We start from the raw sequence: 13620 nt of genomic DNA, 5'->3' as shown, positions 1-13620 counted from the left end.
ACACCCTACTTCCGGGGTGTGACAGTCCGGGGTGCCCGGCGGGGTGGAACCGGGCACCCCGTGAGGTCAGCCCGTACGGCGGGACCGGCGCGCCCGGCGCACGACGACGCCACTCAGGCCGAGAGCGACCAGGGCCCCGGCTCCCGCGGCGGTCGACGCGGCCGTCAGGGGGCCTCGTGCCGCGTGCCGGGGCGGGCCGTAGCCGCCCGCCTCGCCCTTCTTCGCGTACGCGGAACCGGGCAGCTTGTCGCCGTAGGCCTTGTCGACACGCGTCCGGTAAGCCGCCAGGGAGACCCCGTCACGGCCGACGGCCCGCACGGCGTCGGCGTCGAGCGGCAGCACGCGCGCGTGGTCGGCCACGTACCAGGCGTTGATCTGCGGCTCCCGGAAGACCGTGCCGCCGGGCAGCTTGCGCGCCCCCAGACCCGCGTACCGGACCTCGTCGTCCCCGGAGGCGACGTTGACCACCTTCCAGGATCCCTGCCGTTCGACGGTCCACAGGGATGCCTTCTGCCCGTCGGAGGACACGGCCCCACTGGCGAGGAAGGCGAGCTCGGCGATGTCCGCGTCTTTCTCGCCGGCCACGAAATCGCGTGACAAGTAGTACACGGGTACTGCTTGTTCGCCCTCTATGCGGGGCGCTGCGGCCGCCTTGGTGACCGCGCCGTCGCGGGCGAAGAAGCGGGAGAGCGTGTCGAGGATTCGGGGTGACGTCGCCGCGTCGTGTGCCGCCACGCGCGCGTGGGCGGGAACCGGAGGGGGCGCCGCACTCGCGTGGGGGGCCGCGAGGGCGAGCAGAAGGGTCGCGGTGGCGCCCGTGAGCACGGGGGCCGTGATGCGTCGTCTCATCGCCTTCACGCCCCGATCCGGTACAGCGAGTGGGTCCAGGAGAACGAGCTGTTGCTGATGTACCAGTCGTGGGACGCCCAGTTGTAGCGGTTGTCGGAGGGCCAGGGATCGCCCCAGTAGACCCAGCTGCTCGCGTCGTCGTAGCCGTACAGGACGTGCATGTGGCCGCCGCCGCTCGACCACTGGATGCGGGTCTCCACGGGGCGGCCTGCGTTGATCTCCGTCTGGACGGTGGAGTAGCGCAGCCAGCCGGTCACGTAGGAGCCGGGGTTGATGCCGGCCCAGGAGAGGCCGTCCTGCACATTGCCGAGCGTGGCCTGCGAGTTGGGGCACTCGGTGCCCTGGGCGCGGCCGAAGGCGGCGTTGCAGAACTGGTTCTGGGAGTACGTGCGGCCGAACCAGGTGGCGATGGTGTTGCCGCTCGCGGCCCAGCACCAGTTCGTCTTCTGCTGGGCCTGCATGGTGATGTTGAGGCGCTTCGCGGCGAGGGCGGTCTCGGTGTCCGCTGTGGCGGTGGTCGTGGGCAGGGCCAGGGCGGCGGCCAGCGCGGCCGTCACGGCGGCCTGCCGCAGGCGTCTGCGGCGCGTGGCGCCTGTTCGGGGTCGGGGGTTCGGGGTGCGCATCGCGGTCCTCCCTGGACGGGATGTGGGGTGGAGGAGCGCGTCCGGACGCGTTGACGAGGATCAGCTCTTGTCGGGGGCAGGTCAACACGCTTCAATGCCGGGTGACTTGGGGCAGTGAATGACGTCGTACAGATGTGAACAACTCTCGTACGCCGACCAGCCGCCCCGCTCCGACCGGCGCGAACGCTCGGATACGGCGATGTGAATGTTCACAGTCCGCGGGCGGTGCGCGGAGAAGCAGGAGGCCTCCTATGCGGCTCGGCGAACGGCACACCGAAGTGGAACGGACACCGGCTCTGGAGACGGCCCTGCGCACCGGCCCGTTCCACGTCGCCCTGCGGGCCGCGATCGCCGCTCGGCGACTGCCGCTGCACCGTGTGCAGCACCATCTGTCGCGCCAGGGCATCAAGGTCGGCGTGACAAGCCTGAGTTACTGGCAGCAGGGCGCGCGCAGACCGCAGCGGGACGAGTCGATGCGGGCCGTACGAGCCCTGGAGGAGATCCTCCAGCTGCCCGAGGAGTCGCTGATCCGGCTGCTGGGACCGGGCGAGAAGGTTGCCGCCCCACAGCGGCCCGCGGCCCGCTCCTACCGTTCGCTCGTCGAGGCCTCAGGGGTGCTCCAACGGCTCCTGACGGAGCTGGGGTCGCCGCTGGACGGCGGTCTGCACACGGTCGGGCACTTCGAACGGGTACGGATCGGGGCCCGCAGGGAACTGGTCGGCAGGGATTCGCAGCACATCGTGCGGGCGCACCGCGACGGGGTGGACCGCTATGTGGCCATCCACCACGGCGACCCCGGGTGCTCGCCCGGGGATGTGGCGGTGGAGGCCATGGAGAACTGCCGTACGGGACGCGTGCGCTGGGACAAGGGAACCGGTGTCCTGGTGGCGGAGCTGCTGTTCGACGCACGGTTGCGGGCCGGCGACACCTATCTGTTCCGCTACGGATTCGAGGACGGCACGGCGGGCGCGTCGAGCGAGTACATCCGCGGGTTCAGCTTCACCGGCGGGCAGTACGCCCTCCAGGTGCGGTTCGCCGACGACGCGCTGCCGGTGCGCTGCCACCGCTTCACCCAGCAGTCGACGGCGGCCCCGCGCGCCGGCCGCCAGGAGCTGACACTCAGCGGCCGGCACCGGTCGGTGCACGTGGTGGAGCAGCAGGTGCGGGCGGGGTTGCTGGGGATCGGCTGGGACTGGGAGTAGCCCCAGCCGGGTCCCGCACCTCGGCCGACGGGGGCCGCGCGCTACTGCTTCGGGCCCGCGACGATCTTGCCGCCCTCGACCTTCACCGACAGTTCCTCCAGTGGCGCCGTCGCCGGGGACTGCAGCACCTTCCCGGTGGTCGCATCGAACTTGCTGCCGTGGCAGTTGCAGGTCAGCTCGGTGCCCTTGAGCATGGCGATCGGACAGCCCGCGTGGGTGCAGATCGTGCTGAACGCCCTGTAGTCGCCGCCCTTCGTCCGGCTGACCACGACGTGCTCGTCCTTGTAGAGCTTGGCGCCGCCCGCGGGGACCTCGTCGGCCTTGCCCAGATCGACCGGCGCCGTGGGCGCCGCGGCCGCGCCCGAGTCGGAGCCGGCGGAGCACGCGGTCAGGCCGATGCCTGCCGTCCCCGCCACGGCGACGCCGCGCAGTGCGGTGCGGCGGGAGATGCGGGAAGGGGTTGTGCCGGGCATCGGGGCTCCACGGGTGTCGCTGGGCGGAGGAACAGCCGAGCGACGGATCGCGGTCCGACCGATCGTGAGGCTGACCAGGGGTGACAGATCAGACGATACCGGCGGGGATACGGGCACTTCTCGGGGCCCCTGTTCCTTGATGGGGCGGCTTTTCCTGGTGGGGCGGCTGCTACTTGGCGGGGCGGCAGTTTGGTGGGGCAACTGCTTCGTGGTGGGTCACTGCTTCTTACGCTGCCCGATCCCGGCCTCGATGTGCCCGGTTCGGCGATGGTGGTGCCCGTGTCGGGGGCGAGGGGTGTCCCGCGAGCGGTGAGGCTCTAGCCTGCGGTCTGGCGACCTGGTCCGCGCAGGTGGTCCGTCGCCGCGGGGCGCCATGGCCGTGTCGCCGCCCGCCGTCCCGACCGCCCAGAACCCGCCCCGAGAGGAACCGCCGTGATCGTCGTCGCTGGAGAGGCCCTGATCGACCTCGTCCCCCTGGGTTCGTCCCCCGGCGAGGATCCGGCCCGGCAGTCCCCCGGGCTGTCTCCGCTCGCGCCGCGCCTCGGCGGTGGCCCGTACAACACGGCGGTGGCGCTGGGGCGGCTCGGCTCCCCCGTCTCCTTCTGTTCACGGCTGTCGCGGGACGCCTTCGGCGAGGCCCTGCTCGATGGGCTGCGCTCGGCCGGGGTGGAGGTGACCTCGGTGCAGCGGGGCGACGAGCCGACGACCCTGGCCGTCACGTCCATCGGCGCCGACGGCTCGGCGGCCTACTCGTTCTACGCGGAGGGAACCGCGGATCGGCTCTTCTCGGTGCCGGAGGCGCTTCCGGCGGGCACGCGCGCGGTGTCGTTCGGCACCTGCTCGCTGGTCCTGGAGCCAGGGGCCAGTGCCTACGAGGAGCTGATGCGGTCGGCCGCCGCCCAGGGCCTGTTCACCGCGCTCGACCCGAACATCCGGGCCGGCCTCATCCCCGACGCGGACGCGTACCGGGCCCGCTTCAAGAGCTGGCTGCCGTCGACCACGCTGCTCAAGCTCTCCGAGGAGGACGCGGAGTGGCTCGGTGGCACACCGCAGGAGTGGCTGTCCGGCGGGCCCTCCGCCGTGGTGATCACACGGGGCGGCGACGGTCTGAGCGCCTTCACGCGGGACGGCGGCACGTACGCCGTCCCGGGTGAGCGGGTCGACGTCGTGGACACGATCGGCGCCGGTGACACCGTCAACGCGGCGCTGCTGCACGGCCTTTCGGTGCAGGGCGCCCTCTCTCCCGCCGCCGTCGCCGAGTTGGACGGTGACGGCTGGGAACGGCTGCTGCGTTTCGCGGCCCGCGCGGCCGCCCTCACGTGCGCACGGGCAGGTGCGGAACCGCCCTACGGAGCCGAGGTCGGCGCGGTGTAGGTGCTGCTCTCCCTCCCCCGTGGGGAAGGCCACCCTCACCCGTTGACGGCGCGCAGCGCCCCCGGCGTCCGGCCATGGAGCCGATCCAGGGCCGCAGCCGTGGCGTCGTCGGCCGGGAGGTGCACCAGGATCGTCTGCGCGTCGGCGTCCGGCAGTGACAGAACCTCGTGCGCCAGCCGCAGCGGACCGACCTCGGGGTGCGCCACCAGGTCGTGACCGGCGCGCCGGGGCGGCGCGGGGGCCGCGGCCATCCGGTCGGCGAACGGGGCTCCGGCGGTGACGGTCAACTCGTCGACGAGGGCGACGACCAGCGCATCCACCAGCGGTGCGCCCTGCCGAAACCGTGCCATCTGGTCGTCGGCCACCCGGTCCCAGTCGGGGTAGACGCCGCGGGCCCGCTCGTCGGTGAACAAGTACCGCACGACGTTGGGCCGGTCGCCGTCCAGGATGCCGAGCGGCCCGGCGAATCGGGCGTATCCGTCGGTGTGGGCCAGGATGTCGCCGACCCAGTTCACCAGGACCGCCGGAGTGGGCTCGAGGCGGTGGAGAAGGGCATGCACGGTGGGCCTGACCACCTGCGACGGAGCCGTGTCCCCGGAGCAGAACGCGGCGTCCGCCCCACTGGCCTTCGCGAGGCGGCGCAGCAGCAGCCGCTCGTCCGTCGAGAGCCGCAGCGCGTCGGCGAGCGAACCGAGCACCGAGGGCGACGGGTTGCGGTCCCTGCCCTGCTCCAGCCGGGTCAGATACTCCACGCTGATGCCGGCGAGCGTGGCCAGCTCGGAGCGGCGCAGCCCCGGGGTGCGGCGCCGGGGGCCGGTCTGCAGCCCCACATCGACGGGAGTCACCGCTTCCCGGCGCGTGCGCAGGAACGTACCCAACTCGTTGTCAGCCACCCCATGAACGTATCAACGGGCGGGGTGGCTCATCGTGGCCCTGTCACTACCAGCCTTGGCTCGGCCTTCCTCCTGTACGACAGGGCGCACAGAGTGGGGGCATGGCTGACAACGACACCGCGACGACCGACTCCCCTCCCACCACGGCGACTTCGACCGCGGCGCTGCCCCTCGCCCCCGGCGACTGGACCTTGGATCCGCTGCACTCGGCGGTGAACTTCACGATCCGGCACCTGGGGATCGCGAAGGTGCGCGGCCGCTTCGCCCAGGTGGAGGCAGGGCTGTATGTCGGCGAGACGGTCGCCGACGTGCGGGTGACGGCCACCATCGCGCTCGCCTCGATCGACACGGGCAACGCCGACCGTGACGCCCACACCCGCTCGGCGGATCTGCTGGACGTGGAGCAGCGGCCGACCATGGTCTTCCGGTCGACGGGGGTGAGCGGCTCGGCCGAGGACTGGTCCCTGGAGGGTGAGTTGACCATCGGCGAGGTGACCCGTCCGGTGACGCTCGACGTGGAGTTCGGCGGGGTCGTCGATGTGCCGGTGGACGGGAGTCGGCACGCCGGGTTCGAGGCGACGGGAGAGATCCGGCGCAGCGACTTCGGGCTCGATTTCGGCGGTGGCCTGCTCGGTGATGTTGTCAAGGTTCAACTGGACATGCAGTTCGTGGAGCCTCGTGAACCGCAGGGCCAGGCCGGCTGATCGTTGAACGCACGGCGCCCCGCGGGAAGTTCCCGTGGGGCGCCGATTTCGTTACGGAGCGTGACCGGCCGTTCTGCCGCGTCAGTCCTTTCGGGCCCGGCTGGTCGCCTTCTTGGCAGCGGGCTTCTTCGCCGCCGAAGTGGCCTTCTTCGCGGGCGCCTTGGCAGTCGACTTGGCGGTCGACTTGGTCGCGGACGCCTTCGCCGTGGCCGTCTTCTTGGCCGCGGTCTTGGTCGCCGCCACCGCCGTCTTCGCCCCGGCCTTCTTCGCCCCGGCCGTCTTCGCCGCGGTCTTCCGGGAACGCGCCACGGGCACCGCGGCGTCGCTGACCCGGTCGGCGCCGAGGATGTCGCGCAGGAACTTGCCGGTGTGGCTGGCCGGTTCGGCCGCGACCTGCTCCGGGGTGCCCTCGGCGACGACGATGCCGCCGCCGCTGCCGCCCTCGGGGCCCATGTCGACGACCCAGTCGGCGGTCTTGATGACGTCGAGGTTGTGCTCGATGACGATGACCGAGTTGCCCTTGTCGACGAGGCCCGAGAGCACCGTGATCAGCTTGCTGATGTCCTCGAAGTGCAGGCCGGTGGTCGGCTCGTCGAGCACGTAGACGGTGCGACCGGTGGAGCGCTTCTGGAGCTCGCTGGCGAGCTTCACGCGCTGCGCCTCACCGCCGGAGAGGGTCGGCGCGGACTGCCCGAGGCGGACGTAGCCGAGACCCACGTCGTTCAGGGTCTTGAGGTGGCGGGCGATCGAGGGGACGGCCTCGAAGAAGGCGAGTCCCTCCTCGATCGGCATGTCCAGGACCTCGGCGATGGACTTGCCCTTGTAGTGGACTTCCAGGGTCTCCCGGTTGTACCGCGCACCGTGGCAGACCTCGCACGGGACGTACACGTCCGGCAGGAAGTTCATCTCGATCTTGATCGTGCCGTCGCCCGAGCAGTTCTCGCAGCGGCCGCCCTTGACGTTGAAGGAGAAGCGCCCGGGCAGGTAGCCGCGGACCTTCGCCTCGGTCGTCTCGGCGAACAGCTTGCGGACGTGGTCGAAGACTCCGGTGTACGTCGCCGGGTTCGACCGGGGGGTGCGGCCGATGGGCGACTGGTCGACGTGCACGACCTTGTCGACGAGGTCGTCGCCCTCCACGCGCGTGTGCCGGCCGGGGACCGAGCGTGCCCCGTTCAGCTCCCGTGCCAGGTGCGTGTACAGGATGTCGTTGACCAGCGTCGACTTGCCGGATCCGGAGACGCCGGTGACGGCGGTGAGGACGCCCAGCGGGAAGGACACGTCGATGTCCCGCAGGTTGTTCTCCTTGGCGCCGTGCACGGTGAGGTGGCGTCCGGGGTCCACGGGGCGCCGGACGTCCGGGATCGGGATGGCCTTCTTGCCGGACAGGTACTGGCCGGTCATCGACTCGGCGTTCTTCAGCAGCTCCTTCAACGGGCCGCTGTGGACGACCTTGCCGCCGTGCTCGCCCGCGCCGGGGCCGATGTCGACGACCCAGTCGGCAACCTTGATGGTGTCCTCGTCGTGCTCGACCACGATGAGCGTGTTGCCCATGTCGCGCAGTCGCACGAGGGTCTCGATGAGGCGGTGGTTGTCGCGCTGGTGGAGGCCGATGGACGGCTCGTCGAGCACGTACAGGACACCGACGAGACCGGAGCCGATCTGCGTGGCGAGCCGGATGCGCTGGGCCTCGCCTCCGGAGAGGGTGCCCGCGGCTCGGTTGAGCGACAGGTAGTCGAGGCCGACGTCGACGAGGAACCTCAGCCGCTCGTTGACCTCCTTCAGGACGCGCTCGGCGATCTTCTTGTCGCGCGCGTTGAGCGTGAGCTTCCTCAGGAAGTCGGCGCAGTCGCTGATGGACATGGCCGAGACCTCGGCGATCGACTTCTCCATGACCGTCACCGCGAGGACGATCGGCTTGAGGCGCGTGCCCTCACAGGTGGGGCAGGGCACCTCGCGCATGTAGCCCTCGAAGCGCTCACGGCTCGCGTCCGACTCGGCCTCGCTGTGGCGACGCTTCACGAACGGCACGGCGCCCTCGAAGGGCGTCGTGTACACGCGCTCGCGCCCGTACCGGTTGCGGTAGCGGACCTCGATCTGCGTCTTGTGGCCCTCGATCAGCGCCTTCTTGGCACGCTGCGGCAGCCCGGCGAAGGGGATGTCCGTACGGAAGCCGAGCGCGTCGGCGAGTGCCCCGATGAGGCGGCCGAAGTAGTCCTTGGTGTGGCCGTGCGACCACGGGTGGATGGCGCCCTCGTCGAGCGACTTGTCCTCGTCGGGAACGATCAGCTCGGGGTCGACCTCCATGCGCGTACCGATACCCGAGCAGTCGGGGCAGGCGCCGAAGGGCGAGTTGAAGGAGAAGGAGCGGGGCTCCAGCTCTTCGAAGGACAGGTCGTCGTGCGGGCAGTACAGGTGCTCCGAGTACATGCGCTCGCGCTCCGGGTCGTCCTCGGGGAGGTCGACGAAGTCGAGCACGACCATGCCGCCGGAGAGGCCGAGCGCGGTCTCCACGGAGTCGGTCAGACGGCGCTTGGCGGAGTCCTTCACGGTGAGGCGGTCGACGACCACCTCGATGGTGTGCTTCTCCTGCTTCTTCAGGGTCGGCGGCTCGGAGAGCTGGATCGTCTGCCCGTCCACGCGTGCGCGGGAGTAGCCCTTGGTCTGCAGGTCGGCGAAGAGGTCGACGAACTCGCCCTTGCGCTCGCGCACCAGCGGCGAGAGGACCTGGAAGCGGCTGCCCTCGGGCAGTTCCAGGACCTTGTCGACGATGGCCTGCGGCGACTGGCGTGCGATGGGGCGGCCGCACTCCGGGCAGTGCGGCTTGCCGATGCGCGCGAAGAGCAGTCGCAGGTAGTCGTACACCTCGGTGATGGTGCCGACCGTGGACCGCGGGTTGCGCGAGGTCGACTTCTGGTCGATCGAGACGGCGGGCGAGAGGCCCTCGATGAAGTCGACGTCCGGCTTGTCCATCTGGCCGAGGAACTGACGGGCGTACGACGACAGCGACTCGACGTACCGGCGCTGCCCCTCGGCGAAGATCGTGTCGAACGCGAGCGAGGACTTACCGGAGCCCGACAGACCGGTGAAGACGATGAGGGAGTCGCGCGGGAGGTCGAGCGAGACATTCCGGAGATTGTGCTCGCGCGCGCCACGGACGATGAGACGGTCGGCCACGCCGGTCCGCACCTTTCTAGAGAGAAGCGACAGGGGGAAAGCCCCCGTCTCCCGAGGTCTGACTGGTCTGACTCTCGAGGACGACCCCGAGAGGTTCCCGGAGAAGTCTTGAGAAGGCTGTCTTTCGAAGACTAGAGGGAGCCACTGACAACGCCGGTTGGTTTCCCTGCTTGGTAACAAACCCGGGCCTTCAACCATGCCCGAAGTCGCACTCGACCATATAGCACGTGTATTCGAATTAGGCGCGGGGTCGACCACCTTCACCCGAACGTGTGGCGCGGCTATCGTCGGCGCCATGAGTGATCATGTGCGCGACCTGGTGTCTGTACGCGAAGCGACCGACCGGCTGCTCGCCGCGGTCAGCACCCTGGACAACGCCGCTGTGACCGAGCCGTCACGGCTTCCGGGCTGGAGCCGCGGTCATGTGCTCGCCCATCTGGCCCGGAACGCGGAGGCGCTGGTGAACGTCCTCGCGGGCCGCCCCATGTACGCCAGTGCCGAGGCGCGTGACGCCGACATCGAGCGGGACGCCCCGCGCGGGCTGCGCGCCCAGGTCGACGACGTGCGGCAGAGCGCGGAGCTCTTCCGGCGCACGGGGGCCGAGGAAGCCGACTGGGGGCGGACGGTGGAACTGCGCAACGGCGTCAAGGACACCGCCTCCCATGTGCCGTTCCGGCGCTGGATCGAGGTCGAGCTGCACCACGTGGACCTCGGCATCGGGTACGAGCTGGAGGACCTGTCGGAGGAGTTCACCCAGCGGGAGATCAACTTTCTGTCGAAGCGATTCCGCAACCATCCGGACCTGCCGCCCCTCCTGCTCAAGCAGGACGACGGACGCATGATCTCCACCGGCGCCGTGCAGACGCACACCCTTGAGGAGATCAAGAGCGGTACAGGCGGGCCCCCGCCCCTCGGCATCGTCGTCCAGGGTCGCCAGGCGGACCTGCTGGGCTGGCTCTCGGGTCGCAGGAAGGGCAGCGCACTCACCGTCGACCGAGGCTCTCTGCCCGCGCTGCCCCCGCTATAAGCTGCCTGCATGACGTACAGCGGAACGGTGAAGGTCGGCGGCCCGGCGGACGTGCACGAGCTGCAGAGCCTGATGATCTCCAAGGTCGCGGTCGGGCCGATGGACAACAACGCCTATCTGCTGCGCTGCCGCGCGACCGACGAGCAGCTGCTGATCGACGCGGCGAACGAGCCGCAGACGCTGCTGCGCCTCATCGGTGACGACGGCATCACGGCCGTCGTCACCACCCACCGGCACGGCGACCACTGGCAGGGCCTCGCCGAGGTCGTCGGGGCGACCCGCGCGCGCACGTACGCGGGGCGCGACGACGTCGAGGGCATCCCGGTCGCCACCGATGTCGCCGTGGCCGACGGGGACACGATCGAGTTCGGCCGGATCTCGCTCACGGCGCGTCATCTGGTGGGCCACACCCCCGGCTCCATCGCGCTGGTCTACGACGACCCGCACGGGCACCCGCACGTCTTCACCGGCGACTGCCTCTTCCCGGGCGGTGTGGGCAACACCTGGAAGGATCCGGAGGCTTTCGCGAGCCTCATCGACGACGTGGAGACCAAGATCTTCGCGCCGCTTCCCGACGAGACCTGGGTCTACCCCGGCCACGGCAACGACACGACGCTGGGAGCCGAGCGGCCGCACCTCCAGGAGTGGCGCGCACGCGGCTGGTGAGCCGGCAGGCCCGCACCGGTCACCGCCAGGGCATGGAGCGGGTGTTCACGAGACCGCAACACCCGTTCCCACTATGCGGACAATCGGCCGTCTGACCTCGACAGACAGGCCTGAGCGCTGCCACTCTCCCGCCATGCCTCTCGCCCATCGCACCGTGCGTCTTGCCGTTTGCTCGACCGTGGTTCTCGCCGCCGCGGCGGCCTGCGCCCCCGAACCCGAGAACAAGGCCGGGAACAAGCCCGCGACGGCCTCCTCCTGCGCTCCCGGCAAGCTGACCACGGTGGCGTCCGGGAAGATCACCGTGGGCACGGACAAGCCCGCCTACGCGCCTTGGTTCCAGGACGACGATCCCTCCAACGGCAAGGGCTTCGAGTCTGCCGTCGCGTACGCCGTGGCGAAGCAGCTCGGCTATGGCAAGTCCCAAGTGGTCTGGCAGACCGTGCCGTTCAACAGTTCCTTCGCCCCTGGCGCCAAGAAGTTCGACTTCGACATCAACCAGGTGTCGATCAGCGACGCGCGCAAGAAGGCCGTGGCGTTCTCGTCCGGCTACTACGACGTGCGGCAGGCCGTCGTCGCGCTGAAGTCCTCCAAGGCGGCGAAAGCGAGGAGCGTGGCCGACCTGAAGGACGTGAAGCTGGGCGCCCAAGTGGGCACCACCAGCCTGGACTTCATCAACGACCTGGTGAAGCCCGCCCAGAAGCCCGCCGTCTATCAGAAGAACGACTTCGCCAAGTCCGCCCTGAAGAACGGCCAGGTGGACGCGATCGTCGTCGACCTGCCGACCGCCTTCTACATCACGGGCGCCGAGGTCACCGACGCCAAGGTGGTGGGACAGTTCGAGAACTCCGCCGGTACTCCGGAGCAGTTCGGGCTCGTTCTCGACAAGGAGAGCAAACTGACGTCGTGCGTGACGGGCGCCGTGGACGCCCTCCGTAAGGACGGCACGCTCACCTCCCTGGAGAAGAAGTGGCTGTCCGATGCCGTCGACGCGCCGGTGCTCAAGTGACCGTCGCGAAGCAGCCGTCCGTCGGCGACGACGTGTACGTCCCCTCCGAGCGTCGAATAGCCCGCGAGCGCTACAGGCGGGCCCGCACGCGCCGCGCGACCGCCATCGCGGCGCTGAGCACTCTGGTGACCGGCGCCGTCCTGTTCGTCGTCATCACCAGCTCCCCCGGCTGGGAGCGCACGAAGGGCACCTTCTTCAGTGCGCACTACGCGCGCGTGGCGCTGCCCGACGTCCTTGAGGGACTGTGGCTGAACGTGCGCCTTCTGGTGGTGTGCGGGGCGTGCGTGCTCGTCTTCGGGATGCTGCTCGCCCTGGCGCGCACGTTGCGGGGGCCCGTGTTCTTCCCGCTGCGCGCGCTGGCGACGGCGTACACGGACTTCTTCCGTGGACTGCCGCTCATCATCTGTCTGTTGCTGGTCATCTTCGGTGTGCCCGCACTGCGCCTCCAGGGGGTCACCACGGACCCCGTGCTCCTGGGAGGCGCCGCGCTGGTGCTGACGTATTCGGCCTACGTCGCCGAGGTGTTCCGGGCCGGCATCGAGTCGGTGCACCCCTCGCAGCGGGCCGCGGCACGCTCCTTGGGGCTCAGCAACCGTCAGACGCTGCGCTACGTGGTGCTGCCTCAGGCGGTGCGCCGCGTCGTGCCTCCTTTGTTGAACGACCTGGTGTCGCTGCAGAAGGACACCGGGCTCGTCTCCATCGGAGGTGCGGTGGACGCCGTGTACGCGGCGCAGATCATCGCCAGCAAGGACTTCAACTACACGCCCTACGTGGTCGCGGGGCTGGTGTTCGTCGCGCTCACCATCCCCATGACCCGCTTCACGGACTGGGTGACGGCCCGCATGGACCGCCGCCGGGCTCAAGGAGGCCTCGTATGACCGAGCCCGTGCTGAGGATGGACTCCGTGCGCAAGACGTTCGGCGAGACCGTGGTGCTGCGCGATGTCGACCTCGACGTCGCCCCGCACACCGTGACCGCGCTGATCGGCGCCTCCGGCTCGGGGAAGTCGACGCTGCTGCGCTGCGCCAACCTCCTGGAGGAGATCGACGACGGGGCGATCTGGCTGGACGGGGAGGAGATCACCGATCCCCGCGCGGACGCGGACGCCGTGCGACGGCGGATCGGGATCGTGTTCCAGGCGTACAACCTGTTCCCCCACATGACCGTCCTGGAGAACGTCACGCTCGCACCGCGCCGGGTGCACGGCGCCTCGCGGGAGGAGGCCGAGGAGCGGGCCAGGGGGCTCCTGGAGCGCCTCGGGCTCGCCGCGAAGGCCGACGAGTACCCGGACCGGCTCAGCGGCGGTCAGCAGCAGCGGGCGGCGATCGTGCGGGCCCTCGCCGTCCGGCCGCGGCTGCTGCTCCTCGACGAGATCACCGCGGCCCTGGACCCCGAGCTGGTGGGTGAAGTCCTCGATGTCGTGCGCGACTTGAAGGGCGAGGGCATGACCATGGTGCTGGCCACGCACGAGATGAGTTTCGCGCGTGAGGTCGCCGACCAGGTGTGCTTCCTGGAGGGCGGTGTCGTGCTCGAACGCGGCACTCCCGAGGACGTCTTCGGGGATCCGCGGCAGGAACGTACACGACAGTTCCTGCGGCGGATCGTGGAGGCCGGGCGCCTGTAGGCGGC

Annotated in this window: 13 protein-coding genes; 8 read left to right on the top strand and 5 right to left on the bottom strand. The window is 70.1% G+C overall.

Annotated features, from left to right (window positions below; genetic code table 11):
* Positions 1-66 precede the first annotated feature (66 nt).
* Positions 67-849, bottom strand: coding sequence for a hypothetical protein (locus B072_RS0128030; protein ID WP_043244878.1), 783 nt, complete (start codon positions 847-849; stop codon positions 67-69).
* Positions 850-854: 5 nt separating this feature from the next.
* Positions 855-1472: a papain-like cysteine protease family protein gene (locus B072_RS0128025; RefSeq protein WP_018533276.1), complete on the bottom strand. Its 618-nt coding sequence runs from the start codon at positions 1470-1472 to the stop codon at positions 855-857.
* Between the two features lie 251 nt (positions 1473-1723).
* On the opposite strand from B072_RS0128025, the gene B072_RS0128020 reads away from it, so the two are divergent.
* On the top strand, positions 1724-2674 hold the full coding sequence (locus tag B072_RS0128020) for a hypothetical protein (RefSeq protein WP_018533275.1): 951 nt from the start codon (positions 1724-1726) through the stop codon (positions 2672-2674).
* Positions 2675-2715: 41 nt separating this feature from the next.
* On the opposite strand, the gene B072_RS0128015 is transcribed toward B072_RS0128020, so the two are convergent.
* The gene (locus B072_RS0128015) at positions 2716-3147 is read right to left on the bottom strand and encodes a Rieske (2Fe-2S) protein (RefSeq protein WP_018533274.1); all 432 of its coding nucleotides are present in this window, start codon (positions 3145-3147) and stop codon (positions 2716-2718) included.
* Positions 3148-3579: 432 nt separating this feature from the next.
* Between B072_RS0128015 and B072_RS0128010 the strand changes: the two genes are divergently transcribed.
* Complete coding sequence (locus B072_RS0128010; protein WP_018533273.1) at positions 3580-4521, top strand: carbohydrate kinase family protein; 942 nt, start codon at positions 3580-3582, stop codon at positions 4519-4521.
* A gap of 35 nt (positions 4522-4556) precedes the next feature.
* Here B072_RS0128010 and B072_RS0128005 read toward each other — a convergent pair whose 3' ends face one another.
* Positions 4557-5414, bottom strand: a complete 858-nt coding sequence (locus B072_RS0128005; protein ID WP_018533272.1) for a helix-turn-helix domain-containing protein — start codon at positions 5412-5414, stop codon at positions 4557-4559.
* Positions 5415-5515: 101 nt separating this feature from the next.
* Here B072_RS0128005 and B072_RS0128000 point away from each other — a divergent pair, with 101 nt between their 5' ends.
* Positions 5516-6118, top strand: coding sequence for a YceI family protein (locus tag B072_RS0128000; RefSeq protein ID WP_018533271.1), 603 nt, complete (start codon positions 5516-5518; stop codon positions 6116-6118).
* 81 nt (positions 6119-6199) lie between these two features.
* Here B072_RS0128000 and uvrA read toward each other — a convergent pair whose 3' ends face one another.
* Positions 6200-9292, bottom strand: coding sequence for an excinuclease ABC subunit UvrA (gene uvrA, locus B072_RS0127995; RefSeq protein ID WP_018533270.1), 3093 nt, complete (start codon positions 9290-9292; stop codon positions 6200-6202).
* 295 nt (positions 9293-9587) lie between these two features.
* On the opposite strand from uvrA, the gene B072_RS0127990 reads away from it, so the two are divergent.
* The 5 genes from B072_RS0127990 to B072_RS0127970 all read left to right on the top strand — a co-directional run bounded on the left by B072_RS0127990 (position 9588) and on the right by B072_RS0127970 (position 13615).
* Positions 9588-10319, top strand: coding sequence for a maleylpyruvate isomerase family mycothiol-dependent enzyme (locus tag B072_RS0127990; RefSeq protein ID WP_026246376.1), 732 nt, complete (start codon positions 9588-9590; stop codon positions 10317-10319).
* A 9-nt stretch (positions 10320-10328) separates the two neighbouring features.
* A complete protein-coding gene (locus B072_RS0127985; protein WP_018533268.1) occupies positions 10329-10985 on the top strand; it encodes an MBL fold metallo-hydrolase in 657 nt (218 codons plus the stop codon).
* A 133-nt stretch (positions 10986-11118) separates the two neighbouring features.
* Positions 11119-11991, top strand: coding sequence for an ABC transporter substrate-binding protein (locus B072_RS0127980; RefSeq protein ID WP_026246375.1), 873 nt, complete (start codon positions 11119-11121; stop codon positions 11989-11991).
* The gene (locus tag B072_RS0127975; RefSeq protein ID WP_018533266.1) at positions 11988-12869 is read left to right on the top strand and encodes an amino acid ABC transporter permease; all 882 of its coding nucleotides are present in this window, start codon (positions 11988-11990) and stop codon (positions 12867-12869) included. The genes B072_RS0127980 and B072_RS0127975 overlap by 4 nt, the downstream gene beginning before the upstream one ends.
* Positions 12866-13615, top strand: coding sequence for an amino acid ABC transporter ATP-binding protein (locus B072_RS0127970; protein ID WP_018533265.1), 750 nt, complete (start codon positions 12866-12868; stop codon positions 13613-13615). The genes B072_RS0127975 and B072_RS0127970 overlap by 4 nt, the downstream gene beginning before the upstream one ends.
* The last annotated feature ends 5 nt before the right edge of the window (positions 13616-13620 follow it).

The sequence above is a fragment of the Streptomyces sp. HmicA12 genome, from assembly GCF_000373565.1.
GTDB lineage: Bacteria > Actinomycetota > Actinomycetes > Streptomycetales > Streptomycetaceae > Streptomyces.
This window is presented reverse-complemented; position numbering and strand designations above follow the sequence as displayed.

Excerpts from the sequence above, each read along its gene's own strand:
- B072_RS0127970 (WP_018533265.1), top strand. The coding sequence starts at position 12,866 with ATGACCGAGCCCGTGCTGAGGATGGACTCCGTGCGCAAGACGTTCGGC.
- B072_RS0127985 (WP_018533268.1), top strand. The coding sequence starts at position 10,329 with ATGACGTACAGCGGAACGGTGAAGGTCGGCGGCCCGGCGGACGTGCAC.
- B072_RS0128030 (WP_043244878.1), bottom strand. The coding sequence starts at position 849 with ATGAGACGACGCATCACGGCCCCCGTGCTCACGGGCGCCACCGCGACC.
- B072_RS0128020 (WP_018533275.1), top strand. The coding sequence starts at position 1,724 with ATGCGGCTCGGCGAACGGCACACCGAAGTGGAACGGACACCGGCTCTG.
- B072_RS0128025 (WP_018533276.1), bottom strand. The coding sequence starts at position 1,472 with ATGCGCACCCCGAACCCCCGACCCCGAACAGGCGCCACGCGCCGCAGA.
- B072_RS0128015 (WP_018533274.1), bottom strand. The coding sequence starts at position 3,147 with ATGCCCGGCACAACCCCTTCCCGCATCTCCCGCCGCACCGCACTGCGC.
- B072_RS0128000 (WP_018533271.1), top strand. The coding sequence starts at position 5,516 with ATGGCTGACAACGACACCGCGACGACCGACTCCCCTCCCACCACGGCG.
- B072_RS0127990 (WP_026246376.1), top strand. The coding sequence starts at position 9,588 with ATGAGTGATCATGTGCGCGACCTGGTGTCTGTACGCGAAGCGACCGAC.
- B072_RS0127980 (WP_026246375.1), top strand. The coding sequence starts at position 11,119 with ATGCCTCTCGCCCATCGCACCGTGCGTCTTGCCGTTTGCTCGACCGTG.